This is a genomic window from Psychromonas sp. (assembly GCF_047632995.1).
Classification (GTDB): Bacteria; Pseudomonadota; Gammaproteobacteria; order Enterobacterales; family Psychromonadaceae; genus Psychromonas.
Genome location: NZ_JBLIEK010000051.1, coordinates 1 through 25,543, shown reverse-complemented (window position 1 = coordinate 25,543; position 25,543 = coordinate 1). Strand labels below are relative to the sequence as shown.

The 25,543-nt window shown below is 44.2% G+C and carries 19 protein-coding genes, 1 tRNA gene and 2 pseudogenes; 8 read left to right on the top strand and 14 right to left on the bottom strand.

What is annotated here, in order from left to right:
* Positions 1 to 74: cold-shock protein (locus ACJAT7_RS10370; protein ID WP_415226727.1), on the bottom strand; the 74-nt coding region annotated here is incomplete at its 3' end.
* A 548-nt stretch (positions 75 to 622) separates the two neighbouring features.
* Here ACJAT7_RS10370 and ACJAT7_RS10365 point away from each other — a divergent pair.
* Positions 623 to 1,441 (top strand): hypothetical protein, encoded by an 819-nt coding sequence (locus ACJAT7_RS10365; RefSeq protein ID WP_415226725.1) that lies wholly within the window; start codon positions 623 to 625, stop codon positions 1,439 to 1,441.
* 128 nt (positions 1,442 to 1,569) lie between these two features.
* On the opposite strand, the gene ACJAT7_RS10360 is transcribed toward ACJAT7_RS10365, so the two are convergent.
* Together ACJAT7_RS10360 and ACJAT7_RS10355 are read right to left on the bottom strand one after the other, a co-directional pair.
* Positions 1,570 to 1,656: transfer RNA gene (locus tag ACJAT7_RS10360), tRNA-Leu, on the bottom strand.
* Positions 1,657 to 1,814: 158 nt separating this feature from the next.
* Complete coding sequence (locus tag ACJAT7_RS10355; protein WP_415226724.1) at positions 1,815 to 2,684, bottom strand: DMT family transporter; 870 nt, start codon at positions 2,682 to 2,684, stop codon at positions 1,815 to 1,817.
* A gap of 283 nt (positions 2,685 to 2,967) precedes the next feature.
* On the opposite strand from ACJAT7_RS10355, the gene ACJAT7_RS10350 reads away from it, so the two are divergent.
* On the top strand, positions 2,968 to 5,472 hold the full coding sequence (locus ACJAT7_RS10350; RefSeq protein ID WP_415226726.1) for an ABC transporter: 2,505 nt from the start codon (positions 2,968 to 2,970) through the stop codon (positions 5,470 to 5,472).
* Between the two features lie 371 nt (positions 5,473 to 5,843).
* Here ACJAT7_RS10350 and ACJAT7_RS10345 read toward each other — a convergent pair whose 3' ends face one another.
* Together ACJAT7_RS10345 and ACJAT7_RS10340 are read right to left on the bottom strand one after the other, a co-directional pair.
* Positions 5,844 to 6,263 carry a methyltransferase family protein gene (locus tag ACJAT7_RS10345; RefSeq protein ID WP_415226723.1) on the bottom strand — a complete coding sequence of 140 codons (420 nt, stop codon included), beginning with the start codon at positions 6,261 to 6,263 and terminating at the stop codon, positions 5,844 to 5,846.
* A gap of 248 nt (positions 6,264 to 6,511) precedes the next feature.
* A pseudogene (locus ACJAT7_RS10340) lies at positions 6,512 to 6,682 on the bottom strand (thioredoxin peroxidase); the annotation flags it as partial.
* A gap of 169 nt (positions 6,683 to 6,851) precedes the next feature.
* Here ACJAT7_RS10340 and ACJAT7_RS10335 point away from each other — a divergent pair.
* From ACJAT7_RS10335 to ACJAT7_RS10310, 6 genes are all read left to right on the top strand, one after another.
* Positions 6,852 to 7,208, top strand: coding sequence for a winged helix-turn-helix transcriptional regulator (locus tag ACJAT7_RS10335; protein ID WP_415226722.1), 357 nt, complete (start codon positions 6,852 to 6,854; stop codon positions 7,206 to 7,208).
* A 141-nt stretch (positions 7,209 to 7,349) separates the two neighbouring features.
* Positions 7,350 to 8,075, top strand: a complete 726-nt coding sequence (locus tag ACJAT7_RS10330) for a glycerophosphoryl diester phosphodiesterase (RefSeq protein WP_415226721.1) — start codon at positions 7,350 to 7,352, stop codon at positions 8,073 to 8,075.
* Positions 8,076 to 8,326: 251 nt separating this feature from the next.
* Positions 8,327 to 8,572 carry a hypothetical protein gene (locus tag ACJAT7_RS10325; RefSeq protein ID WP_415226720.1) on the top strand — a complete coding sequence of 82 codons (246 nt, stop codon included), beginning with the start codon at positions 8,327 to 8,329 and terminating at the stop codon, positions 8,570 to 8,572.
* 93 nt (positions 8,573 to 8,665) lie between these two features.
* Entirely contained in the window at positions 8,666 to 9,082 is a 417-nt protein-coding gene (locus ACJAT7_RS10320; RefSeq protein ID WP_415226719.1) for a GFA family protein, read from the top strand.
* A gap of 44 nt (positions 9,083 to 9,126) precedes the next feature.
* Positions 9,127 to 9,618 (top strand): signal peptidase II, encoded by a 492-nt coding sequence (gene lspA / locus ACJAT7_RS10315; protein ID WP_415226718.1) that lies wholly within the window; start codon positions 9,127 to 9,129, stop codon positions 9,616 to 9,618.
* A gap of 135 nt (positions 9,619 to 9,753) precedes the next feature.
* Complete coding sequence (locus tag ACJAT7_RS10310) at positions 9,754 to 10,011, top strand: hypothetical protein (protein WP_415226717.1); 258 nt, start codon at positions 9,754 to 9,756, stop codon at positions 10,009 to 10,011.
* A 400-nt stretch (positions 10,012 to 10,411) separates the two neighbouring features.
* Here ACJAT7_RS10310 and ACJAT7_RS10305 read toward each other — a convergent pair whose 3' ends face one another.
* From ACJAT7_RS10305 to ACJAT7_RS10265, 9 genes and pseudogenes are all read right to left on the bottom strand, one after another.
* Positions 10,412 to 12,304: an EAL domain-containing protein gene (locus ACJAT7_RS10305; protein ID WP_415226716.1), complete on the bottom strand. Its 1,893-nt coding sequence runs from the start codon at positions 12,302 to 12,304 to the stop codon at positions 10,412 to 10,414.
* A complete protein-coding gene (locus ACJAT7_RS10300) occupies positions 12,301 to 15,303 on the bottom strand; it encodes a CheR family methyltransferase (RefSeq protein ID WP_415226715.1) in 3,003 nt (1,000 codons plus the stop codon). The genes ACJAT7_RS10305 and ACJAT7_RS10300 overlap by 4 nt, the downstream gene beginning before the upstream one ends.
* A gap of 377 nt (positions 15,304 to 15,680) precedes the next feature.
* A pseudogene (locus tag ACJAT7_RS10295) lies at positions 15,681 to 15,869 on the bottom strand (IS3 family transposase); the annotation flags it as partial.
* Between the two features lie 870 nt (positions 15,870 to 16,739).
* Positions 16,740 to 18,845, bottom strand: coding sequence for an Ig-like domain-containing protein (locus ACJAT7_RS10290; protein WP_415226714.1), 2,106 nt, complete (start codon positions 18,843 to 18,845; stop codon positions 16,740 to 16,742).
* A 473-nt stretch (positions 18,846 to 19,318) separates the two neighbouring features.
* Positions 19,319 to 19,726, bottom strand: a complete 408-nt coding sequence (locus tag ACJAT7_RS10285) for a response regulator (RefSeq protein WP_415226713.1) — start codon at positions 19,724 to 19,726, stop codon at positions 19,319 to 19,321.
* Positions 19,727 to 19,944: 218 nt separating this feature from the next.
* Positions 19,945 to 21,396 carry an ice-binding family protein gene (locus tag ACJAT7_RS10280; protein WP_415226712.1) on the bottom strand — a complete coding sequence of 484 codons (1,452 nt, stop codon included), beginning with the start codon at positions 21,394 to 21,396 and terminating at the stop codon, positions 19,945 to 19,947.
* A gap of 585 nt (positions 21,397 to 21,981) precedes the next feature.
* Positions 21,982 to 22,764, bottom strand: a complete 783-nt coding sequence (locus ACJAT7_RS10275) for a Crp/Fnr family transcriptional regulator (protein ID WP_415226711.1) — start codon at positions 22,762 to 22,764, stop codon at positions 21,982 to 21,984.
* Between the two features lie 2 nt (positions 22,765 to 22,766).
* Positions 22,767 to 23,609, bottom strand: coding sequence for a response regulator (locus ACJAT7_RS10270; protein ID WP_415226710.1), 843 nt, complete (start codon positions 23,607 to 23,609; stop codon positions 22,767 to 22,769).
* 94 nt (positions 23,610 to 23,703) lie between these two features.
* Positions 23,704 to 25,543 (bottom strand): ATP-binding protein (locus ACJAT7_RS10265; protein ID WP_415226709.1); only part of this gene is annotated, 1,840 nt, incomplete at its 5' end.

Genomic DNA, 25,543 nt, shown 5'->3' with positions numbered 1-25,543 from the left:
GATTCTTGCTCGATAAAACCAAAACCTTTAGCTTCGTTGAACCATTTAACGGTTCCTTGTTCATTCTTAGACATAATAATATCCTGTAATTTTAATGTGAGGTTGCCTTCAAAAGGCTTGAATAGCGTAAAAACAGACTGGAACTTAAAAACTACAGAGCGAGGTATTATCAATAAAACAACGGAATGGAGAATGTAAAAAAAAGGCTTTCTTTGTTGCTGAGGGACACTCTACAGAATCTAAAATGAAAGTCAAGAGTTGTATGAAAAACGAGCATCCTCTATCTGTAAACATACGCTGCTATTTCCGTGAGTTTTGCCGTACTTGAGACATCTAAGAAAAATACTATAAGGCTGTTTGCCCCCCTTCCGTCTTAGAAAGCGAACTGGCTTTGGCACTCCATAGAATCAAATTCACTTTCCCGCGACGATGGTTGCGTCTGGAATTAGCAAGCATGGTAGAGGATATATGGCGTTATATAACTTCTGTTTTTCTCGGTACGTCACTTTAATTTTTAATTGAGTAGGGTATGGTATCCGCCCTGACGTATTGATTTAAAAGGATATAAACTCTGAATTCTTTTTTTTGCGAATATACCCCCCAGATAAAAGGAATTGAAGCAATGTTCAAAAAGATAACAGTCTTTGCTTCTCTAGCCTTATCATTGTCATTACTCGTTTCAACAGCCCATTCAGATGAGATCACGCTACACGTTCCTATTATTGATGATAGTCCGCAACTACATTTTTTCTTTCATGAACTTTTAAATACTGCTATTAAAGAAGTTGGACACACTCCCAAACTCATTCCGAAAAAGCTACCTCAACTCCGAATTAAAAAGAGCATGGACCAAGGAAAAATTTCAATCTACTGGTCTCTCGAAACTAATGAAGCAAACAAACAATATATCCCTATTGAAATCGGACTCACAGGGGGATTAATTGGTAAAAGAGTATTATTCATCAAAAAAGGAGATCAGCATCTCTATGATGGTGTAAAAAACTTAGATGATTTTAGAAGCTTGAACTTAGTGGCAGGTATGGGCCACGAGTGGTTTGACGTAAATATATGGAAAGAAAATAATCTAAAATATAAGGAATCTTCAGGAAATTGGGAGTCAATTTTCAAAATGATTCCTTACGGGCGAGATTACAATTATATTTCAAGAGGGGTTAACGAAATTATTGCTGAAAAAAAACAATACCCAAAGTTGGAAATAGAAAATAGATTGGTGTTAATTTTTGATTGTGACCTGCGTTTTTATCTAAGTAAAACGGGTGTAAATGCAGGTGCTAAATATCAAGATGTTATTGAGCTAGCGATTAAAAACGCTAAAGAAAGTGGATTGATCGACAGGTTAGTAAAGAAATACTGGGCTAATAATTTCAAAGCCCTTAACTATGATAAAAGAATTAAAATTCATTTACAAATGCCCGAATAATAATTAATTTGCAATGATTTGTGTATCTTAGAAAGCAAACTCGCTGACGCCCAATACGAGTTAGAGGCAATAAAGTTTGATTAAGGTTTGGATGATATTGCCGACAGTCTAAACCGACTTTTTATAACTGGTACAGATGAGGAGACTTGAACTCCCACGGCCCTTAGGCCACTAGCACCTGAAGCTAGCGTGTCTACCAATTCCACCACATCTGCATCTTGAAATAGCTTGGGTATAATAATCCTCTTTCATTTCAGGTAATAAAAGAAGTTTACATCCAAAGTATGACATAAATATAATTTTTAACCTTTATAGGGTTAAAAAAAATCCGAAAATAGTGCTTGATAAAATACGCCGACAATTTAAAAAATAGTTATTCTTTAACGATCAGGGAATGACGTTTTTTATTTAGCCATTGATTTAAAATTAAAGCGCTCAGAATAACCGCCCCGCCCAATCCTAATCTTAAAATATCTGCATCGTGATTCCATATAACTAAATTAACCACTATTCCAGCGGGGATCAGTAAGTTATTCATCACCGCCAGTGCGCCGACATTGACTAAAGTTGCACCTTTATTCCAAGCAAAATAGCCGCCACCTGAAGCGATTATCCCCAGATAGATAAGTACACCCCATTGCAAATTTGTTGTTGGTAATTTATCGCTATTACCAAATAACAGATAGCAAACAGTTGCAACTATCAACGCACCGATAAAAAACCAAGCAAAAATATTTTTTTGATCTAATTTACTGCCATCTAAAAGGCGTTTATAGGCGACCTGTCCCGTTGCAAAGCAGATATTTGCCGCTTGAACCAAGAGAAATCCCCAGATGAAGTTGCTATCTATGCCGTTATAGCGAATGGCAATCGCACCTGTTGTAGCAATTATTGCGCTCAACAGAAAGTGAGCATGGAATTTACGCTGCAGCGCATCATTAATAAGGGTGACATATATGGGCGTCATTACTGTAAATAAAAGCACTTCAGGAACAGATAAAAATAAAAAGGATTGATAATAAAAAACATACATTAAGCCAAGCTGCACGCCTCCTATTCCCATCAGCTTAAACGCTGTACTGCAATTAACTTGTCGAACACGTAAGAATGGCAGAAAGACTAGCGTTGCTAATCCGATACGGATTAAAACTGAAAACCAGGCATCCACTTGTCCTGCTAAATAAACGCCTATTAGGCTAAAAGAAAAAGCCCACAATAGCGTGACTGCAAAAAGGTAAGGCATTAAAAATAAATTCCGATAAAATTTTAAAATATCGGCCTATTCTAAACGAAGATAGTTTTTAAACAAATACCCTAAATTAAATAGATAACCCCATGCGACCACTCGGGTAAAAACCATATAACAACCTGCCGTTTTTAAATGCAGCGTAACAAGTTACAATTGCAGGACATAAATGGCAAAACAGGGTGATAATTCCACACTACTTCCGGTAGCGCCATATTGTTCCTACACCTATAGACAAAAACCAACCAAAGGGGTTTTTCATTTGCCAGTTTACACTTCATTGAGCCACATCCCTGCCCCACCAGTTTCAAACTTCACGCCTACCGGTTTCGTGCGCGTACGTGGTGCCCGGGAGAACAACCTGCAAAACGTCGACGTAGATCTCCCTCGGGATTCGATAGTCGCCTTCACTGGGGTGTCGGGCTCCGGAAAATCCTCCCTTGCCTTCGGCACTCTCTTCGCTGAGGCCCAGCGGCGCTTTTTCGAGTCCGTCGCGCCGTACGCCCGGCGTCTTATTCAGCAGGGCCATACGCCCAAGGTGGATGAAATTACCGGGCTGCCGCCGGCCGTCGCGCTGCAGCAGCGACGCGGAACGCCGAGCTCTCGCTCCAGCGTAGGCACTGTTACAACCCTATCGAACTCCCTGCGCATGCTTTATTCCCGAACCGGCATCTACCCTGATGGCGCTGCGCGCCTCGAGTCGGACTCCTTCTCTCCGAACACAGCGATGGGCGCCTGCCCTACATGTCAGGGTCTTGGAACAGCGCACACCGTCACTGAGGCTTCGTTGGTACTCGATCCCTCACTCAGTATCCGCGAGGGCGCTGTCACGGCTTGGCCTGGGGCGTGGCAAGGCAAGAACCTGCGCGATATCCTCACCGCGCTAGGCTATGACGTGGACATTCCCTGGAACCAGCTTTCCCGCGCCGACCGCGACTGGATCTTGTTCACCGAGGAACAGCCGGTAGTGGAGATAATGCCGGAGCGGGAACGGCCCCGTCCCTACAAAGGAAAGTTTTGGAGCGTAAAGAGTTACGTGATGCACACGCTGGCCGACTCGAAGAGCGCCACGGTACGTAACCGCGTGATGAAATATGTGAAGTCGGGGCCTTGCGTGATCTGCGCAGGCAGCGGACTGCGCAGCGAAGCACTGGCCGTTACCTTTAACGGCAGTACGATCGCGGAGTTCAATGCACTGCCGCTTATCGATCTCCGTCACCAGCTCGACTTCCCGGGGGCAGACAACACTCCTGCTGCCACCATCACCAGCGACCTCACTCGCCGCCTCGACGTGCTGATCGATCTCGGCCTCGGATACCTGAGTCTGGGCCGCGCAACACCCACTCTCTCTCCTGGTGAAATGCAGCGGCTGCGCATCGCCACCCAGCTACGCGCCGGACTGTTCGGCGTCATCTACGTACTCGACGAGCCTTCCGCGGGACTGCACCCGGCCGATGCCGAACCGCTCCTCGCAGTACTCGAAGAGCTGAAGTCCAGCGGAAACTCCGTTTTTGTCGTCGAACACAACATGGACGTGGTGCGCCGCGCCGACTGGGTGATCGACGTCGGCCCGCGTGCGGGAGAACACGGCGGGAAAGTACTCTACAGCGGACCGACAGCTGGACTTGCCGATGTTCCCGCCTCCATCACGCGCGAGTTTCTCTTCGCCAACGAGCGCCCGGTACCGGCCACTCGTGAGCTGCGCCATCCGCTCGGCTGGCTCGGTCTAACGGGAATTACCCGCCATAATCTCCGTGATCTTGACGCTGAATTTCCGCTCGGTGTGCTGACCGCGGTCACCGGCGTATCGGGTTCCGGCAAGTCCACTCTGGTGAGTCAGGTACTCGCAGAGGCCGTTGGCCTGCACCTTCACCCGGATCAGGATCCCGTTGTAGGGACCGCATCCACCGGCTCTGCGACCGGAGAGAGCAATGATCAACCCGATCCTGAACCTGTCGAAACCACAGCGGTCGACGCGATCACCGGGGCCGATTTGATCGACCGGCTAGTGCGCGTTGATCAGAAACCGATCGGGCGCACGCCGCGATCCAACCTAGCCACCTATACCGGCCTGTTTGATGCGGTGCGATCCACGTTCGCCGCCATCCCGGAGGCGCGTAGCCGAAAATTCGGCGCGGGACGATTCTCGTTCAACGTGCCGGGCGGCCGCTGTGAGACCTGTCTAGGCGAGGGATTCGTTGCGGTCGGCTTGCTCTTTCTACCCGGCAGTTACGCGCCCTGCCTCGACTGCGGCGGCTCGCGCTACAACCCTGAGACCCTCGAAGTGACATACCACGACAAGAATATCGCCGAAGTACTTGCGCTCACAGTAGATGCGGCAGCGCTGTTTCTCGCCGACGTGCCCTCGGCACTGCGCAGCCTCGAGACCCTTCGCGAAGTGGGACTCGGCTATCTGCGACTCGGTCAGCCCGCCACCGAACTTTCCGGGGGCGAGGCGCAGCGCATCAAGCTCGCAACCGAGTTGCAGCGGGCGCGCCGTGGCCACACGTTATATGTTCTCGACGAACCCACCACCGGGCTGCACCCCGCTGACGTGCTGCTGCTTCTCACTCAGCTTAACCGGCTCGTCGACGCCGGCAACACAGTGATCGTAGTCGAACACGACATGGACGTGGTTGCCGCCGCTGACTGGGTGATCGACATCGGCCCGGCGGGCGGCGACAAGGGAGGCTGCATAATGGCCGCCGGTACTCCCCATGCTGTAGCCGCCGATCCTGCGAGCCGAACCGCCCCCTATCTGGCGAAGTGCGTTTCCACCATCTGAGCTTCCGGCTAGCGTAGCGAATTCAGAGAATCTGCTACGTCAGCCGCCGAGGAGGTATCGCCGGCCGCACAGGGGCTATCAACCTTGTTAAACGGATTAAGATCATAATAAAATAGAGGGTAATTAAATGTGTAAATGACAGATGGTATGGCCTACATCGCTAAAGATTCTATTCTCTTCAATAAAGAAAAGAGAAAGTGGATCGTCTTTCATTTGCTTTCTCCTGACTCACTAACGCCCATGAGGCTTAGAACCTACAAATTTGTGGCCAACAAGAAGGTAAAAGGCGAAACGCCCTATTTACACTGCTTAATGGAATAAGGTCAGTACAAATAATGTTAAACAATGACGCCTGTTTATCCTAATTCAGGCTACCAAACCCATGGGATGAATGCTTTGTTGCTTTTTTGATATGTACGGTACTGCTCATAATGCGCGCATAAAGCTTTTTCTTCAAAACGGGCTTTTAAAGCCAGCACTACAATCAGTAATAACCATGCACTTAATTTCCAAAAACTAAACTGGCAGAAAAGAACGCCTAAACCTGCAAAGAAGAGAGAACTGTACATAGGGTGGCGAATAAATTTATAAGGACCGTGAACAATCAATTTCCCCGTTTCTTTTGGATGTGGGCGAACATTAAAATTACCGGGACGGTTAGTCATTACTGCAGACAAAGCAATAATGGCAGAAAGAAAAATTAATAATAAACCGACAATTGAAATCTTTAAACTTGCCAACGGCCAAGCAATAACAATCAGCAGTATAAATTGTGCAATCACATAAAACATAACATCTCCTCTATTTTTCACCCAAAAACGCAACTAATAATGTACCCAATCAAGTTTGTTATTTTAACTGCTTTTTTAAAGAAATCAGAAATAACAACGTAGCTAATTGCCCAAGCCATTTGTTGATACAAATTTACTCTGCCACTGCATATAATGCACGATCCATGGTGACCATCAATATATTGCTCAACCGATACGCTAAGTATGCGTTTATTAAGGTAAACATAGTTATCATTCTTTTCATGATCTTATCGCATCTTACCGCGTATCGGGTAGTTATTATCCGGGTTTCGTATCCATGCCAATCCATTTACCAATGTCTGTAATTCAGGCCTAACAAAGGGGTTGTTCGAAATATCAATAACTTCAATGGTACCTTGACCATTAACGACAAAGAGTCCAGGTTCAGCAAAAGGGTAATATTGGTGCACGTTGATAATTAATACGTTGCTCATAAAATAACTGCAAAGAAAATGTAAATTAAAGAACAGTTCTTTAATCAATTAAAGCTGTGGTATATTCTAGTTACCTGAAAACAAATAACAATTAGTATACTTTTGGTAACCTACTATTTTTTGAGATTAAATAATGGAAAGTGAAGTGAAAACAGACAGAAAAGGTCGGAAAAAATTTCTCAACGCATGTACCGAACCTTGTGCGATTGAAAAAGGGATGCGTTTAATCGGCGGAAAATGGAAGGGATCTATTATTTATCATTTGAAGGATCAGCCAGTTCGTTTTAATGATTTAACAAGAATGTTAGGCGGTGCCAGTAAAAAAATGGTTGATCAGCGGCTCAAGGAATTGGAGGGCGAGGGAATGGTTTTACGAAAAGTAATTAGTGACAGGCCTGTTGCCGTTACCTATGAACTAACCGATTTTGGGAGAACCGCCCTTGGCATTTTAGATCAGCTACGAACTTGGTCAGAGTCACACAAAATATAGTTCCCCGTAGCAAGTCAGCTAAAATAGAGCTATTAACTCCTCCACAGGGATAGACTGTCCCTTCAGCAGACCGCTTTAATATTCCTGTCATAAATGTATATTAGACTACAGTATAAGAAAATATATTGTATTTGGAACGTTATGATCACACGAATTGCAGCACACAGAGGCGGCGCCAGTCTGGCGCCGGAAAATACCCTGGCAGGGATCCATAAGGCCGCAGAGCTAGACTTGTCATGGATTGAAATTGACACTCAACTCAGTGCCGATGGCGTTCCTGTGATTATCCATGATAAAACAGTAGATCGCTGCTCTAACGGCAACGGCGCTGTAGCAGATCTCCATTGGTCCGAGTTACAGCAACTCGATGCCGGTAGCTGGTTTGATCAAGCATTTGCCGATGAGAAATTTCCCAGCCTCAGCCAAGTGCTCACTATCTGCCAGCCGTTAACTATTCAAATCAATTTGGAATTGAAGATCCATAACGGCGATGACATAAACAAACTATGTGAACAGGTGACGCGGGTTATCGAACAATCCGGATTTCCACATCAGCGCCTCCTGATCTCCAGTTTTAATCATCAGGCCATGCAGCAGATAAAACAGCAGCTCCCCGATATACGTCGAGGGCAACTTTGGGAAACTATTTCCGATGACTGGCAGGAGCAGCTGCAAGCTATCGATGCCTACAGCGCCCATTGCCACTACCGTTTCCTTACCAAACAGCAGGCCAACCAAGTGAAGCAGGCAGGCTACCAGCTAATCTGCTACACGGCGAATAATCCGGATGAGGTACGTGAACATTGGCATTGGGGCGTGGATCTGATGATCACCGATACGCCTCAGCGCTATTTGGAGATGCCATAGCATCAGATTAAGTATCTGATTGCGACTAAAGGCTAAACATCCATACCTTATGGCATTTCATGTTTCCACCGCAAATACCTAATAATTCTGCCCTTCTACAATAGGTAAACCCTATTAACAATGTAACCGTTTGATAAGTAGTGAAAAAACATGTAATGTATGTTTTTATTATAAATAATTGACGGCCGAATTTCTTGTTAGAAGTGGAATTGTTACGCCTAATAAGATGTTATGTTTAAAAGGAATTTGCTATGTCACTGGGTATGAGTTTTGCTTGGAGATCTACCCAACCCAAGCAGAAATATTGTCAACGATGTGAATTGTATTATGATGAAACGTTAGAAAAATGCAGCCATTGTTCTGAGCTTACCGATTCTGAAGTGATCACATTAAAAGAGAAGCAAGAAGATTCTCTTCAAAGTAATTCTCATTTGGGTAAATATTTCTTACTTGCAACGATAATTCTAGCAGGGTTATTATTTCTTAGTTTTTTATAGCTATGCACTCAATATTTACACATAACAAAACGTTTGCACTAGGACTCGATACAGTTGTCGCTGTTTTTGTTATTCAATTAAGGTGTCATCAAAATGTCTCATTCAGTAACAACCTGCCTTTGTGGTGCAGTGAAAATTAGCGCAGAGAAAATTAACCCTAAATTTACAGTATGCCACTGCCAATCATGTAGGACTTGGGGGGGCGCACCATTCTTTGCTGTTCAGTGCGGCACTAAAGTGAAAATTGAGGGAAATGATAAAGTTAAAATGTATGACTCATCATCTTGGGCATCACGTGGGTTTTGTACTGAGTGTGGAACGCATTTATTTTTTAAATTAAAAGAAAGCGGTGAATATAATATACCGGTAGGTCTGTTTCCAAACCTAAAAGGACTGGAGATGGATATGCAGTATTTTAGTGATATGCGACCTAGCTACTACTGCTTTTCAAATGCAACAAAAGAGATGACAACCGCTGAGATAATGGCATATTTCGCAACACAAATGTAATCGCATACAAGGCGTTAGCAACCATAAAAAGGTTTAAAGTAAATATGAACGTTTGCAAAAGATTATTAATTATTTGTTTAGTTACAGTGTCTTGTGTTGGTTGCGATCAAAGCTCTAAATTATTTGCAGCAGAACATCTCCCTAAAAATAAAATGTTCAGTTACTTAAACGATATTCTCAGGGTTGGTTACACAGAAAATATTGGCGCATTTCTAGGTTTAGGTAATAGCTTATCTGAACAAACTAGATTTTGGTTTTTTGTGGTTATTGTTGCTGCATTTTTATTGGCTTTGCTTTTCTACTTAGTAACCAATTCGAAGCAACATACCTTCCCTTTAATCGCATTATCTCTTGTTTTTTCTGGTGGCATTAGCAATTTTTATGATCGTGTTGTTAATAATGGCGCCGTTATCGATTTTCTAAATCTAGGATTCGGCACAATTAGAACCGGTATTTTCAATGTTGCTGATATAGCAATTATGTGTGGCGCATTTATGTTTATATTTACTCAAAGTAAAAAACAAACGCTGTCGTAACTGGCTGCTAACAAATCAAATCACTGGACACATAACAGTTGTCTCTATCAGGATGTTAGCTGTCTGAATACACATATTTCATTGTGTGGTGTTAAATTATCAGCTGCTAGATTGTAATTTATAGAGACACAAATAATGTTGAATCAACTTGAACCAGGTATCAGAGAGTTAGTCAGTGGTTTTATCGAAGATGGTTGTCCTTGCCCATCAGAGCAATCAATTGAAGAAAGAAGAGATGAAGGTGAAGCTTTATATAAAAAGCTGCTAGCTTCTGGTGTAGAGGCTTATTGCGAAAGATACTTGGGTGTTATACACGGTTTTTTCCAATTATCTGGTGTGATTAAATCTGCGATTCGATGCTTAGAGAACGTAGCTAATCAGATAGCAAACTAAACATAAGTTGCCGACACGGACTCGATACTAATAAAGGCAGGACAGCCCTATCTTTTCTCATGGTCGAGTAATTTAGGTCCTGAATCTGTAGTTTCCTAGTCGCTTTGCCCATAGTTTAGAAACCTCCATGTTGGTGACAGAATTTAGTTACTCGCTATTACGCTTGCTTTCAGGGAAAAGCGAGCATAAGTTAGAACAGCTTTAGCGGACTCGGAGGGTGAGCACCAAATATTTCTGTGAGTCAACCAAGAAATATCAACTAAACGACGTCGTCATCTAGCTATCACCTCGATTTCAGCAACACTAGTTCCCCTTTAGACGACGAGATACAATGAACAAGCCTTAATAAAATTGATACCCGTAAGTGTGCAGCTCCTCTTATCTGAACAAGCTTCTATCTCTACATTATTAGCTCGTTAGCGGGTATCGCGGAACCAAAATAGTACCCCTGGTAGGCGTTACAGCCTAAGTTGGCGAGCAAATCCCGATGTTCTACGTCCTCTACACCTTCGGCGATCACTTGCAAGTCTAAGCTATGTCCCAAGGCTATGATTGTTTTGCAAATTGCCGCGTCATTTTCATTCACTAATAAGTCGTGCACAAATGATTGGTCAATTTTAAGTTGTTCCAGCGGTAAACGCTTAAGGTAGGATAACGAGGAATAACCTGTTCCAAAATCATCTAGGGAAAATTTCACCCCCATTTTTTTTATCACATTCATCTTGGCTATGATATTTTCTACATCATCTATGAGCATGCTTTCGGTGAGTTCCAGCTTAAGTAAATGGGGAGCAGCGCCACTACATTTAATAATGTCAGCCAGTATATCTACAAAATCGGATTGTAAAAACTGCATGGCACTGACGTTAACGGCTATGGTCCATTGCCTTGTTATTGGTTGCTCTGCCCATGCTTTCAACTGCTTGCAGGCGGTTTCTAACACCCATTTCCCCAAAGGCAAGATCAATTGGCTTTCTTCAGCCTGGGCAATAAAATCATCTGCCACTAACATGCCACGCAAGGGATGAGCCCAGCGTATCAGGGCTTCTACCCCAGTTACTTCCCCCTCGTTATTGACTTGGGTTTGGTAATACAGCACGAATTCGTGCTCTTTCAGAGCACGATGCAGATCATCTTCTATCTGCTCACGCGCATCTGTCATTGCTTGCATAGGCGCGTCAAAAAAACGTGTTTTATTGCATCCCGCTGCCTTCGCCTGATACATGGCCAGATCAGCATTTTTGAGTAACTTGTCTACATTTTCGGTAAGTTGCATAAATATTGTTATACCAATGCTAGCCGTAATATTATGAGTGTAATCATGTAATCTAAATGGGTGTGAAAATTCATGCTGTATTTTTTTTGCTATATGCAGCGCTTCGCTGCCCGCCTCTGCTGCATTTTCGCTTAGCCCCTCTAGCAAGATCACAAATTCATCCCCACCTAAACGGCCCACACTGTCATTCTTGCGCACGCAGCCCTGCAGCAGGCGGGCTATCTGCTGCAATAGTAGATCGCCGTCGGCATGGCCCCTTGTATCATTGAGCTGCTTGAAGTTGTCCAGATCAAGCATCATTAAGGCCCCGAATTTGCCATTGCGATTGGCTGATATAATGGCGTGATTAAGTCTGTCTAACAATAAACGCCGATTGGGCAGCCCAGTAAGCTGATCAAAAAAGGCTAGACGGCGAATTTCATCGACATGATTGTGTAGCTCTGTCGAATCAGTTAAGACTAAAAAAAAGATCTGCTCGCCCTGTTCATCAACGGTGGAAGCTGCCACCAGATAGCCCCAAAATGACGTGTTGTCGTGACGATTCATTTTTAGTTCACAAACCTGAGGTTTTAGAGTGTTAATGATCTTTTTACAAAACAGGTAGAACTTGTCTGTGTCTTCGTGGCAGATGAATTTAGCAAAGGGTAATTGTTGCAACATGGAGACAGGGCAAGCTAATAACTTGCTACTGGTGGTGTTAGCCTGGCGTATGATGCCATGGTTGCTCAGGGACAAATATCCCACAGGCGCTAAATTGTAAAGCTGGATATAACGTTTACGTGAAACTTCCAGCTGTTCATAGGCCATAAGCAAATTTTCGTTTTGTATCTCTAGTTCGATCTGAAATACGCTCAACTCATGGATCAGATCATCGATCTGTTGAGTACTCAACTCGGTGATAGCGACTGGCTTTGCTACCATTTTTCTGTGCGCGATGAGTTCCGCCTTTTCACGCAGCAGTTTGTTTGCCTTACTTAAAGAGATCTGTTTGCTGGAAATATTGTTTTTCTTGTTCATGATTCCTGACCTTCTAAGAGACGTTCCATATTAACTATCGCATACATACTGTCGGACTCATTAACCAGTGCGGTGGCGGTGATCCAGACATCAAGGAGCGACCCGTTTTTATGTAAACGTTGGCTTTGATAAGATTGACTGGCCTGATTGAGTTTATCTATCATCAGTAACGCTTGTTCTTGCTGCTCTGGAGGGATGTGCTGGATAACGTTCATGGTGAGCGCTTGTTGCTCTGTCCAGCCGTACAAGCGAACCGCACCATTGTTCCAGGCTAAAATTCGACCATCGAGATCTTGCATTACAAAAGCATCACGCGCATCGTGCATTAGGGACCCTAAGTGCAATAAATTTACCTTTTCACGTATTAACTCTCGCTCGTGTCGGATCTCTGTGATATCGCTAAAAGTGATGACACAGCCTTCAATGGAGTTATCTATGGTGCGATAGGGCAACAGCTGCATAGTATACCAGTGACCGAGTTTGCTCTGGACATCCCTAGATTTAGGGGTCAAGGTATCAAGCACTTTCTGCACATCAGCGGTTAGCTCAGTGTAATTGATTAAATTGGACTGTATATCGGTTATAGGACGACCTATATCGCTTGAAATAAAGTTGATGACCTTAGTGGCCGCAGGTGTAAAGCGCATAATTTTTAAGTTAAGATCGACAAAAATGGTGGCGATGCCCGTGCCTGAGAGCAGGTTATTCATATCATTATTGAGCCGGGATAAATCGAGTAATTTCTCCTGCAACTCATTATTAACGGTCACTAGCTCCTCGTTGGTCGATTGTAATTCTTCTTTGGAGGTTTCCAGCTCTTCGTTGGTTGATTGCAACTCTTCGTTTATGGACTGCATCTCTTCATTGGACGATGAGAGCTCCTGGTTAGAAGCTTCAAGGGACTCATTCATGCTCTGCAGATATTCATCTTTAAGGCGCAGCTGCTCTTTTAGTTTGAGGACCTCGTTATTTGGGATATCAGCGATGAGATCGGTGGCAGTGGTTATGCCTGCTAGTTTGTTGAGCGGCAATTCTTGCCTGTGCTGACCGGGTTCAAACAGGACTAAAAAAATAGGGGTTGTGGACGGGATATCCGGTGCGTCAGTAACAGGCAATAGGGTCAAATCCACGTTTAAGTCGTGGTCCTCACTTTTCACTCTTAGGACCGAGTGATGTACTGTGTCTGGTTCTCTCCGGACTTTTTGCAGTGCCATGGTTAAGTCCAATTGTAATCCGCTGCGAGCCATTTTTAATATATTATAAGCGCTGGCATCCCCTGGCACAGGCTCTAGATATTGACCGGTGCGGCCATGCAAATAGAGAATGTCGCCTAGATCATTGATCAGTGCGCCACTTAGGGGCAGGTACTGCAAAATCGCCTGCTCGGTGATCTCACGCAGTGAACGCATCTTGTGCACAGGCACAGGCACTCGCATTGCTTTATCTTTTTTAGCGGTTAGCGCGAGTAATTTAGAGCAGCCAAAAGCTGACTGCTTCTGATAAATAAGATTATTTTTTTTCTGATAAAGTTTAGCTTTACTGTCTAAGATTGAAAATAAATTTGTATAGCCAGTCACGTTCTCTGAGCTACCCATAAATAATATGCCGTCATTTTTTAGCGCGTAATGAAACAAAGAGAGAATTTTTTTTTGTAAACTAATGTCCATATAAATAAGTACGTTGCGACAACTGATCAAATCGAGTTTGGAAAAAGGGGGATCTAAGATCACATCGTGCTCAGAAAACACCACCATATCGCGGATCTCTTTATGGATACGAAACTGATGACTCTCTGTGTCAAAGTTAAAGAAATGTTTGATCCGTGTTTGAGATATATTTTCGCTGATACTGGCAGGATAACGGCCATAACGCGCAGCAGCAATCGCCTTCGAGCTGATATCAGTAGCAAATATCTGCACATTAACGTGCTCTTTAAATAAATTAATCTTTTCTTTTAATATCATGGCAATTGAGTAGGCTTCTTCACCAGAGGAGCAGCCTGGCACCCAGATGCGAATGGAGTTAGTGTCGGATGCCTCCGCTAATAATTTAGGTATTATTTGTTCTTCCAGAACGGCAAAAGCGGGTGAATCGCGGAAAAAATAGGTTACCCCAATCAATAGATCGTTAAATAACGCATCCACTTCAGAGGGTATTGTCTGTAAACAAGACACATAATCGCTTAGCGATGGCAGATTATGCACGATCATGCGCCGCTCGATACGACGCAGGATAGAGCTCGATTTATACTCCGAAAAGTCATGCCCGGATTTATCTAACAACAGCATAAATATTTGATCTAGGGAATTTTCAATGGCTAGTGGCTCGCTAGTTTCTGACCGAGTTTTGTTAAAATCACGGTTGACATAGGTGAGCAGCGCGGCGGGCATCTCGCTAGGGGACAGCTGATAATCGACTAGACTGGTGGCGATAGCGCTGCGCGGCATTCCATCATATTCCGCAGTGTCTGGCTGCTGTACCATGACCATGCCACCTAAGTCATGGATCGCTTTTATGCCTAACGTGCCGTCACTGCCAGTGCCAGACAACACAATGCCAATGGCGTGTTCGAGCTGATCCTTGGCAAGCGATTGGAAAAAAAAATCGATAGTAAAACGTTGACCCCGAGGTACTATTGGATCGTATAAATGCAACTTACCCTTCACAAAGGCCATATCATAGCTGGGCGGTATAATATAAGTGCAATTAGGTTGCACTTTCATGCCATCTTTTACTTCGAAAACCTGCATTTTGGTATAACGTTGAATTATCTCAGTGAGGATGCTTTTGTGATCCGGGGCGAGATGCTGTACTAAAACAAAAGCCAAACCTGTCTCTAACTCATTTGGCATGCTTGAAAAGAAGTTTTCAAAGGCCGCGAGTCCGCCAGCGGAAGCACCAATCCCCACCACAGCAAACTTTTCTTTTTGCTTTTTTTGTGTTTTTGGCTTTGCCTGCTTATTAGGTTTTGCGATTGCCATTTTTATTTTTTTCTTCACACTGACCTTCCAATTTTACTTGTCACTTGCTAGATAATATATTCCGTCAATGTTGGTTGTTGTTTTGGCGTTTTTTTATGCCAGAGATTATTTTTATCAATTCTATTGTTGTCAACTAATTGTATTTTCAGTGTAGACCTAGGTTAGAATCACCGCGAATACTTGCTATCTATTACGCCGTTTACGGCTGGCTCCTCTTTTAAAAATTAATACGGTTAAATAGCCGTGCTGAAATTCCTTTGTTACAGTTTTGGTGCGAAAAGGTAGTTAGACACAGTGATTTTTCTAAGTTGCTTTAGTTGTTTTTCAAGAGATTTGTCGCCTGATGTTTAAATTTATGCCACCCTATTATTCTCTTTTATTTCAACCTCTGATTTCTAGGGGTTAAGATGAACCGCTTTAATTGGCTTCAAATTCTTAATCTCACCCGACCAACGACTCGGATTTTGTGCTTTCGCTCTGTTATAAACTCGCACTCGATTTAATAAAATAGCATCATCAAAATCAGTACACGCTTTTTCAAGATATTCTGGCCGATATTTTAATGTCCTTAATATTGACTCCGACGAACTAAAGGCAGCCATACCTTTTCTCAAAAATAGAGATAATTGAATGGTCAGGCTTTGTGCACCTTTGCACCTCAGAAAGCTAACTGCTATCACCCTTATACTTTCGTTCTAGCATTGAAAGCTTGCTTGTTCCCAAAAAGTATAAAGGCTATTTTAGCTATTTTGGCTTGGAAAAACCGTTAAATGGAAAAATCCTTGTTCGACTAAAAACTTCATTAAGCACGTTTTTAAAACTGCTATTTAAAAGTTAATATCGTTTGATTGACTGCTCACAACTGGAATATAAAAGAAAGCGCAATGGGTGCAAAAGGCGACCCATCGGTGGCTTCTTTTATCCCGCTGGTTAATTACAGAGCCGTAATTTGAGGTTGGCTATTAAATAGAAAGGAAATCTAAGGAAGGTTTCTTAACACTTTTCATGGCGCGGTTATAAGCCCCCTTTTATCTATCTGTCTGTAACGGTAATGGCATCAGTACAAATATTATAAATCTCCTGATTCAAGCCGGATAAATTGAATTACAGCATCACAATAGTGCAAAAGCTCTAAGTCACTTTGTGCCGTACGACGTGACGTCGTATGTAACGTCCTCTGGGACTCGACATCCACTGGACGGGAAACTAATCGAGGAAGTTCCTCCATACAAACACGCACCGGGTAAGTGCTAGAGCAAAGCATAGATCACTTTTTTGACCTGAAATTACTAAAAATAGAAGACGCACTCATGAGTCGACTTTCAAATACCAATTCCTGCATCTACAAGCTGCATGGATAGATAATGAATGCATAAAAAAAGACCCCGAAGGGCCTTTTTTATGTGGGTGCCTTGGCACCTGTTTTTATATTGAACTGCCTTCTTATGCTGCGTTTACTGCGCTGGCTCAGTCACCGCATTTTGATCTAAAGTCACTGCAGTGTGGGCGAATAATCGACCAGTAACTGAAGCGCCAGTATTAACGGTAATAGCTTTTTCAGCAAGAATGATACCTGTGAAATGGGCTGTAGTACCAATTGCTACACCTGTACCCCCCTCAACCTGCCAAAAGATATTCTTAGCCTGTGCGCCACCGGCAAGGGTGATTCTGCTTGCATCAGCCTGAATAATATTACCCGCAACCTGGAAAATCCAAACATCATTTGCGCCACCCGTTAAGGTCACATCTGTATTAATCAACACACTTGAGCTCCATTTGTATAAACCAGGAACTAAGGTTTGACCACTGATATCACCGGCAAATTTTTCGGTGAAATCAGGTAAAGTTCTTGCTTTGGCATCGTTATAAGCCGTCCCCATATCCAGTACCGCATTCGCTACTAAGGTAGTATCAGCTGGTGCGCCGGCAAAACAGCTGTCATCACCACTGCCCGTATAAGCGGCGTCCGAACCGTAAATAGTCCCGGTTATTTCATTACAGAAAACATTATCCATCGCTGCGCCTGTAATTGGACTTGCGCCCATATTGCCGGTAATTGCAGAGGTGTGCACATTAGTGGTACCTGCTTTAGTCAGAATAACAAAGTTGCCTGAGCTTCTAAGATCAACCGGTGCAGGGCCTTGAGCGGCTATTGCACTGGTGGTAAAGCGCCACACGTAATCACTGGCTAATGGGTTAGCAATTATCGCAAGATCGGTAATCTCAGTAGTTAACGTTGCGGTATATTCCGTATTCGCGGCTAAATCATCGGTCGGATTAAAAGATACCGACGTTCCTTCATAAACCAGATCACCATCAACTTGGGTTACTCCGTCAGTGATAATAAAACTTGAACTATTAATAGTTGATGGATCCAGCGCTTCACTGAACTCAACAATTAAGTTGCGATTCAATGGAAAATCAGTTGCTGTATCAAGCGGATTCGTTGAAACAACCGTTGGCGCCGTAATATCTGGTGCCGGTATTGTAGTAAAACTCCAGCTATAATCGCTTGCTAACGGCATGCCAGTTGAACTCATCGCCGCCGTAGTGATAGTGGCGGTATACAGAGTCTCAGCGCTCAAATCAAAGTCAGGCTGAAACATCGCACTATTACTAGCAACATCAAAACTGACCGTACCAATAACAGCAACGGCATCTGGCGCTGACAGCGTAAAGCTTGATACATCAAGGGTTGAAATATTCATTGGCTCACTGAAAGTAGCCACAAGATTGTGATTAATGGCAACATCTGTTTCACTATCAAGCGGATTGGTTAGCGTGACAGTAGGAATAGTGCGTCCGCTGGTAAAACTCCATATATAGTCGTTTGCCAATCCATTAGGTGAAATCGCAAGGTCATTGATAGCTGTGGTCAATGTAGCCGTATAAACAGTAGTAGCGGCCAGATCATTAGTCGGCGTAAAGGTCGCAGTTGAACCCGAACTGGTCACTGTACCAGTAACTGGTGTCGTGCCATCGGTCACGGCAAAGCTAGTGTCGTTAACACTGGCTGAATCGAGTTCTTCACTGAAGTTGGCGCTGATACTTGTGTCAAGAGCAATATCAGTTGCCGCATTCTCAGGGTCGGTTGAACTGACTGTTGGCGCGGTTGTGTCTGCAGCCATATCGGTTGTGAAACTCCACACAACATCAGTTGCCAGAGCCTTACCTGCGACGCTTGTTGCAGCGGTCGTAACAGTCACTGTATAGGTAGTGCTGGAACTAAAAGCGACCGTTGGCGTAAAGGTTGCGGTATGACTTGCCGCGTCTAAATTCACCGAACCTGCTACCGCCTCTGCGCCAGCTCTTAACATAACACTTTGCTGATTTATTGTTGACGCGTCCATCGCTTCACTGAACGTTGCACTGACGTTAGTACTGATCTGCACTTGTGTTACCTCGTCTAGAGGAGTAACTGAGGTCACAGTTGGGGTAGTCACAACTGGTAGCACAGGTGCTGGAGTATTATTATCGTTCTGACAACCTAGCAGCAAAGTGCTCATAAAGATTGTCGTCAACCATAAACTCCAACTGATTTTTGTATTGGTCGTTTTCATAGGTTTTATCCTGTTATTGATTGATTGATCGCCACTCAATTAAGTTAAGCGATCACAGACCAGCTAGAAAAAATTCACACTGGAATATTGATTTTATTTATAACAATGTTTTTGTTTGAGACCGTTAGTCCTAAACTGAGTAACTCGTATTTAACCACTAGGGCTCGACTTACTTATTTAACAAGGTTACTTTCTCTTGTTAAGTCTATTTATACGCATTGCCGATTAGATTCACTGTACGTTAGCTTACATAGCCCCTTATTTGTTGCCATAGACAAGTGCTGCTGTTGATAAAATAACCATTCGCTCGGTTTGTGGGCCTTGCCGTGCGGCAAGGTGAAATTATGATTGTTTGCAGAGGTTTGGCTGCAAAAAGGTAGAGGCAGAGGTTTGGCTGAAAAGCTCAGACTGAAGTTTTTGGCTGAAAATAGATGTGGCAGATCTGCGCCTGCAGGCAAATTATCAACGAGTATTTAGTGCGGTTTTAAGCAACTATTTTCACTGAGCAAATTGCGAATACGCGTGTCAATTTCAACTATATCAAAGGGTTTGCCAATGAACCCATTGGCACCCGCTGCCAATGACAGCCATTTATGTTCAATTTGTGAGGTGATCACGAGAATGGAAAGATAGTCGTTAAGCAGATTTATCTTGAGATCTTCCATTATCTTGAATCCGTCCATGCCGGGCATTTGTAGATCCAGTAGAATTAAGTCGTAATTGTTAGCGCGATGTAATTCAACCACAGTATAGGGATCCATTGTTGAAGTGATATGTTGATAACCGGTTTCGCTCAGAATTTGCTCAAGCAAAAGCACATTGGTCTCAATATCATCAACGACTAGAATGTTTGCGCCAAAAATATCTTGGTCATCAATCATATATATCTCCTCTGCACCGCATTTGCGCTAATAGTTCACCTTGCAAGCACAAGGATTTTTTATCGCTATTAATCAATTCAGTCGCACCACCTGGTTTAGAAGGTTGACAGCGATAAACAACCCTGCTCGCAACTGCTATAAAAAAGACGCTATGGCCCCTTTCTTGAATGAAATATTTATGAATCCTTCGACACTTTTATTACTTCATATTGCACGCTTTACTGTGCAGGTTGAGTTACCGCATTGTGATCAAGCGTGACCGCGGAATGGGCAAACAATCTACCGTTTACCGATGCACCGGTATTCACGGTAATCGCCTTTTCAGCAAGAATAATGCCTTCAAAGTGAGCTGTGGTACCAATCACCGCACCGGTACCCCCGCCAACCTGCCAGAAGATATTTTTAGCCTGTGCACCACCCGCTAAAACAATGCGACTGGCATCCGCCAGAAGTAGATCACCCGAAATCTGGAATATCCAGGCATCATTTGCGCCACCTTCAAGGGTCATATCTGATAAAATCAACACATCCGTCCCCCATTTATAAAGACCGGCTGATAATGTTTGACCACTAAGATCCCCCGTATAAAGCTCAGTAAAATCGGGAGAGATTCTACCTGCCGCATCAGCGTAAGCTGTGCCCATGTCCAATACCGCATTCGCGACCAAAGTTGAATCCGGCGCGCTACCAGCAAAACAGCTTACATCACCACTGCCTGTATAAGTGGCATCGGCGCCGTAGATAGTGCCACTGATTTCGTCACAAATCAGATTATCCATCGCCGCTGCGGTAATTGGACTGCTACCTATATTGCCGCTAATGTTCGATATCGGCACGTTACTGATACCGGCTTTTGCAAGGATCACCATATTGCCTGCACTTCTAAGATTAACCAGCGCGGGGCCTTCAGCAACGTCTGTACCGGTCGTAAAACTCGATACATAATTAACGGCCAATGGATTTGCCGGGAACGCCAGATCGGTTAAGCTTGTAGTTAACGTAACGGTATAAACCGTGTTTGAGGCCAGGTCACCTGCCGGATTAAAACTTATTGTTTTACCTGTATAACTGACGCTACCCAGAACAGGTTTAGTACCATCAGTTAATATAAAACTGGTTATGCGCAGCGTGCTTGGATCCAGTGATTCACTCATTTCAACGGTGATATTTCGGTTAAGCGCAAAATTAGTTGCGCCATCTAACGGGTAAATCGCAGTCACTGTAGGACGGCTGGTATCGGGCGTTGCTGCAGTAGTAAATGACCATTGATGATCATTGGCTAAAGGGGTCCCTCGGGCACTTGTAACCGCGCGGGATATTGTCGCAGTATATAAAGTGGAAGCATCAAAATTACTTTTCGGGGTGAAAATTGCGGTATTACTGGCATTATCTAGGCTGACAGTAGCAATTATTGGCATTTCGTTTCCTGCAGCTATGCTGAAACTCAATTCGTTGAACGTGGCCGGATCCATAGTTTCACTGAAAGTAGCACTAATTTTCGAGTTAATTGCCACATCAACTGGCATATCGGCAACGTTGCTGGAAATAATTGCAGGTGTGCTTGCAACTGGCTCGTTATTTTTATCATTGTTACAACCTGCCATTAGCGTCGTTAGCAGCATCGTCATCACCCATAAGATTCGACTGTCAATATTGTGGTTCACTTTCATTAGGTTTACCTTTTTGTGGTTGAATGGTAATAAAAAGTCAAAGGATCTTGTTATCGATGATCTATACCCAAGCTACCTCAAGATGCAGATTCAGAGCTTCGCCCGGATGCTAGAGTAAGGCGCAACATGATGACCTTTCGAGCGATTAACTGCGTTAATCCTCTATCGGTAGATGTTAAATGCAAGCATTTAACATCTTGAATGGTTATTCCCTTTTCAAGTGTTGCAACGCAGCACTAGCTTTCGGGCGAAACTCCTGAAGGGCAAGACGATAAACGATGATCTTCGTTGTTAGAAGGCTTTGATTTAGAATAACTAGATCATCAGCCTTCTGCCTAGAATTCCATCATTTATTGTCTTGCTGATTCCTGCATCTTGAAGTGGTTTGGGTATAGTTATACTCGTCTCACAGAGAGTCGACTGTATTACGACGCACATAAGCCACTATTTTTTCAATGAGCTTTATCAATGAGGGGTTATATGAATTGGATTTAATTGATTAAGCCCCACTGAAAGTGGGGCTTGCCGCTGGAGTGTATTAATAGATCCGCGTTTTGGAATGTAATTGCTTTTGATTCAATGCGTTTAGATAACTCTGCTAGGCTGCGCATTACTCTTGGAGAATTTTGCATCCGCAAGCAAGCCATCAGAGAGTAGTCTGTCCAGCTCAGTTTTGACTACCGCGTAACACTCGCACGTTTTGCCCTCTAACTTTAAGCGATCCAGCACGGTAATGTGTCCTCGTCGATAGCTAATAACCCCCGCCTGCTGCAATTTGCCGGCAGCAATACTGATCCCCTCGCGGTAAACACCCAGCATACTGGCCACTAATTCATGGGTCATCACCAGCTCATTGGTGGGCATACGATCCAGGGTTAACAATAACCAGCGGCAAAATTGCTGCTCTAGCGAGTGATGACGATTGCAAACGGCAGTCTGTGACATTTGAGTCATCAATGCCTGGGTATAACGCAGCAATACTCGCTGCAGTAAACCAGAGCGCGCAAATTCCCGCAGCAGAATTTTTTTATCCAAACGATAAGCATAACCTGCGGTCTGCACCACAGCGGAGCTAGCAGTAGTATTACCGCCCATAAATAACGATACACCGACTACCCCTTCGTTGCCCACGCCGGCGGTTTCGGCGGTTGCCCCTGACTCCAACACATAATGCAAGGATACAATACAGGTAGTGGGGAAATAGGCGTGCTGTAACTCTACACCCGGCTCATAAAGAAATTCACCCAACGGCATAGGGATCAGTTCCAAATGACCACTTAAAGCCTCAAACTCAACTGCCGGCAGGGCTGCCAGTAGATGATTTTGCAAAGGCGTGTTGGCTATATTTAATTGTTTGAGTAAAGCCATAGTTAGCGTCCCATTTCAGTGACGATAGGAGATGTGGTGAGCTCCACGCCAAAGCCGCGGTAACCGATAAAACGCGCAGACTGATTGAATATAGGTTCGCCACTGACCTGATATTGTTGTTGTGAACCATCATCATTAATTCGGCTGAAAATAAAATCCAGAAATGGCTGACGGGCAGTGATCTTGGCTTGTAGCTCTTTGCGTTGCACTTCATTCCAGCCGATCAGCGAAGCATCGTCGCTAGCGCTGTTCAAAGAGCCATTCTCAATACCGAGCATCTGCTGAACCGGACCAAATGTGCGGGTGAAGTTGCCTTTTTCATCTTGCTCCCAGTACCAGTCAGAGGCCAGTTCAATCAGACTACGATAACGCGCTTCGCTGTCTCTTAGTTCAGCGGTGCGCTCCCGCACGGTTTTTTCCAGTTGCTGATTGTAGTTGTCGAGCTCTTTATACAAGAGACGCACTTCTAACATATTACGAATTCGGGTATTCACTTCGATAATATCAAAGGGTTTAGCAATAAAATCTTTGGCTCCGGCAGTCAGTGCCCGCAACTTATGATCCGGTTGAGCTGTGATCACCAGTATCGGCAGGTAGTCATTGGCTGCTATTTTCTTGAGCTGTTTCATCACCTCAAACCCATCCATAGCGGGCATTTGCAGATCGAGCAGGATCAAATCATATTTATTGGCACGATGTAACTCAACCACAGCAAAAGGATCCATGGTTGAATCAATATGCTTGTAGTCGGCTTCAGTCAGCATATCTTTGAGCAGCAATACGTTGATCTGCAGATCATCGACAATTAGAATGTGAGCGTTGCGAATATCTTGTTCATTAATCATAAATCATATCCTATTTGCTGCCTTGGCATTTGGATCCAACGTGAAATGCTGCAGCGCTTATTATCAAGTGTTAATAGCAATTGCTCTGTGTCAATCATTTGCTACTGCTCAATGTTGAGTTTTCCAACGCAAAGTCCAGCGCTTCAATAAATTCTGAAATTTTAATCGGTTTGGTCAGGTAACGTAAAAATCCTGCCTCCAACCCTTTTTGAATATCCCCCGGTATCGCGTTAGCACTAATAGCTAAAACCGGAATATGCGCGGTGAGCGGATCATTCTTGAGAATAGCAAGCGCTTCAATTCCGCTGATACCGGGTAAATTGATATCCATCAAGATCACATCTGGTAGCTGAGTACGCGCCAGCGCGATGCCTTGAGGACCATCACTCGCACTCAGCATCCGCACATTAGTCTGGTCATCGATAATCTGCTGCACCAGCATCAGGTTGGCCAGATTGTCTTCAACATAAAGTAAGCTACAGATCCCATCGCCCAACATCTGCGGTATCGAGTCTGTCGGCAGAGCTATACTCTCACCTCGTATCGGAGCAGCATCGCGATTGAGTTCGATCCAGAAATCACTGCCCACACCTACCGTACTTTTTACCCCGATAGAGCCGCCCATCAGTTCAACCAGTTGTTTGGTTACTACCAAACCAATGCCGGTACCCTCTTCTGCGCCTTCTTCCTGACCAAGACGATTAAAAGGTTGATACAGCTGTTTTATTTTTTCCGGAGATAAACCATTGCCACTGTCTTTAATATTAATCCGAATACGTTCGGCTGTTGAACCACTTCCTTTTATTTCACTGCACTGCACGACAATCGTGCCATCATGACGATTATATTTAATCGCATTGGTCAGCAAGTTGATCAACACCTGTTTCAAACGAGTGTGATCGGCATTGGCATGCCAGCTTTTATCGAATGGCAGAAATTTGAGATGAATTCCACTTTTAAACGCCAGGGGTTCTATCATGGCGCGACTTTCCTGGATCACATCGATTAGCAATACCGATTCTTGTGATAAGGACAATCGGCCGGATTCGATCACGGCCAGATCAAGAACTTCATTGATCAGTTCCAGCAAATACCAACCTGCTTTAATTATCTGGTGCAGTCTTATCGATTGCGCTTCGGTTGGCGCTGGCTTGCCTTTTTCCAGCAACTGGGCGAAACCAAGAATAGCATTGAGCGGCGTACGCAGCTCGTGACTCATACTGGAAAGGAATTCAGATTTTGCCCGGTTAGCTTTTTCGGCAATCACTCTGGAAAACTCCAGCTCCGCATTCTTGTGTTGAAGCCTTGCAGTGAGTAGTTCTCTCTCTTCTTCGACCTGAATACGTACAGTATTGTCGGTACCGATCAACAGATAACCAATAATAGTATTTTTGGCATCGCGCAAGGCGGTTACCGATACCAAAGCTGGAAAACGGCTACCATCTTTACGGATATAGGTCAGTTGATAGATATCCTCGATACCACGGGATGCCTTAAACACCAGCGCTTCAAAACCCGGCGCTATAGCGGTTTCAAGCTCTTTACTGAGCTCTGCGGCGCGCACTATAATTTCTTGCGGGTCGGAAATATCGGCAGGGGTTATTTTATCCATCACCTCTGCCGCGGTATAACCGAGCATACGCTCCGCGCCAACGTTAAAAATTTGAATAACCCCTTTCGCATCGGTGGCAATACTGGAGAAATTAGCACTGTTAAAAATAGCACTCTGCAAAGCCCCGGCTTTGAGCAGCGCCTCTTCTGCTTGTTTACGGGCGGTATTATCGGTACCAATCAACAGGTAACCAATAATATTATTCTGGGCATCGCGCAATGCGGTGACCGATACCACCGCGGGAAAACGACTGCCATCTTTACGGATATAGGTCAGCTCATAAATATCTTCAATGCCGCGCGAAGCCTTAAACACCAATGCC

What these genes read in the sequence shown, in the direction of transcription:
- ACJAT7_RS10365 (WP_415226725.1), top strand. Translation starts at nt 623, where the DNA reads ATGTTCAAAAAGATAACAGTCTTTGCTTCTCTAGCCTTATCATTGTCA.
- ACJAT7_RS10355 (WP_415226724.1), bottom strand. Translation starts at nt 2,684, where the DNA reads ATGCCTTACCTTTTTGCAGTCACGCTATTGTGGGCTTTTTCTTTTAGC.
- ACJAT7_RS10345 (WP_415226723.1), bottom strand. Translation starts at nt 6,263, where the DNA reads ATGTTTTATGTGATTGCACAATTTATACTGCTGATTGTTATTGCTTGG.
- ACJAT7_RS10335 (WP_415226722.1), top strand. Translation starts at nt 6,852, where the DNA reads ATGGAAAGTGAAGTGAAAACAGACAGAAAAGGTCGGAAAAAATTTCTC.
- ACJAT7_RS10330 (WP_415226721.1), top strand. Translation starts at nt 7,350, where the DNA reads ATGATCACACGAATTGCAGCACACAGAGGCGGCGCCAGTCTGGCGCCG.
- ACJAT7_RS10325 (WP_415226720.1), top strand. Translation starts at nt 8,327, where the DNA reads ATGTCACTGGGTATGAGTTTTGCTTGGAGATCTACCCAACCCAAGCAG.
- ACJAT7_RS10320 (WP_415226719.1), top strand. Translation starts at nt 8,666, where the DNA reads ATGTCTCATTCAGTAACAACCTGCCTTTGTGGTGCAGTGAAAATTAGC.
- lspA (WP_415226718.1), top strand. Translation starts at nt 9,127, where the DNA reads ATGAACGTTTGCAAAAGATTATTAATTATTTGTTTAGTTACAGTGTCT.
- ACJAT7_RS10310 (WP_415226717.1), top strand. Translation starts at nt 9,754, where the DNA reads ATGTTGAATCAACTTGAACCAGGTATCAGAGAGTTAGTCAGTGGTTTT.
- ACJAT7_RS10305 (WP_415226716.1), bottom strand. Translation starts at nt 12,304, where the DNA reads ATGAACAAGAAAAACAATATTTCCAGCAAACAGATCTCTTTAAGTAAG.
- ACJAT7_RS10290 (WP_415226714.1), bottom strand. Translation starts at nt 18,845, where the DNA reads ATGAAAACGACCAATACAAAAATCAGTTGGAGTTTATGGTTGACGACA.
- ACJAT7_RS10285 (WP_415226713.1), bottom strand. Translation starts at nt 19,726, where the DNA reads ATGATTGATGACCAAGATATTTTTGGCGCAAACATTCTAGTCGTTGAT.
- ACJAT7_RS10280 (WP_415226712.1), bottom strand. Translation starts at nt 21,396, where the DNA reads ATGAAAGTGAACCACAATATTGACAGTCGAATCTTATGGGTGATGACG.
- ACJAT7_RS10275 (WP_415226711.1), bottom strand. Translation starts at nt 22,764, where the DNA reads ATGGCTTTACTCAAACAATTAAATATAGCCAACACGCCTTTGCAAAAT.
- ACJAT7_RS10270 (WP_415226710.1), bottom strand. Translation starts at nt 23,609, where the DNA reads ATGATTAATGAACAAGATATTCGCAACGCTCACATTCTAATTGTCGAT.